This is a genomic window from Oleiphilus sp. HI0086, assembly GCF_001635225.1.
Genome location: NZ_LWFZ01000699.1, coordinates 1 through 801 on the forward strand (window position 1 = coordinate 1; position 801 = coordinate 801).

Consider the following 801-nt stretch of genomic DNA (forward strand, 5'->3'; position numbering starts at 1 on the left):
CTCACCGCGAGACATCTTCGGTTTTGGAAAAAAGTGCCAAGGTGCAAGAATTAGAAGTAGTCTGGCGCTTAAGGGGAGCTGAGCAAGCGGAATAAACTCGTCTAGGCGGTAGCGACTAATGACCCACAGAATCACGAATATTCTGCGGAGTTTGGTAAGTAGTAATAACTTCGACACGGAGTTTATTGATCTCTTATTTATGCGTTAATTGGTCGTTTGCTCTTGGCTAACAGTGCTATCTTGATTTGACTTATCACCAAGTCGAGCCTTAATTTTCTTCTCTAAAGCTTCGCTTGCCTGATAGAGCTTGTCGATCGCTGCAAATTGCTTTTTAGCAGCAGCCTTATTTGGAAACAGGCGTAATTCATACTTAATAAACTCTTCCGCATCTCTGATCAAAGATTGAGTCAGGTTTTTGCCAAAACTCAAACTTTGGCGAATAGAGGTGCCGATAATATGTGCGGGAATATCGCCGATAACAGAAGCGAGAATGCCTTCCCAGTCAACACTGACGATGCTAAGGAATGCCTGAATTTGTTGAATTCTGACAGATTCGCCACTTAGTTGAATTTCGTTGGTTTTGAAGAGTAAGCTTTTGTCCTTAGAGCTAGCAAGTTTAATAAAGGACAGTAAGGAACCTTTGATCTGAACGCTGGAATGGTCCTGAGCGGGGAGTATGGCAACTCGATAAACCACTTGGGTGTTATCGTCTGACTCGTTACTTTGGGCTTCGTTTTGCTCTTCAACGCCCACATAGATAACTTTGCTAGGGGAACTGACACTAATGGCTAGCACACAGTC

At 43.4% G+C, this 801-nt stretch carries 1 protein-coding gene; it reads right to left on the reverse strand.

The window, feature by feature from the left end; translation table 11 throughout:
- Positions 1–204: 204 nt before the first annotated feature.
- On the reverse strand, positions 205–801 hold a 597-nt coding region (locus A3756_RS27670), incomplete at its 5' end, for an SCP2 domain-containing protein (protein ID WP_197481270.1).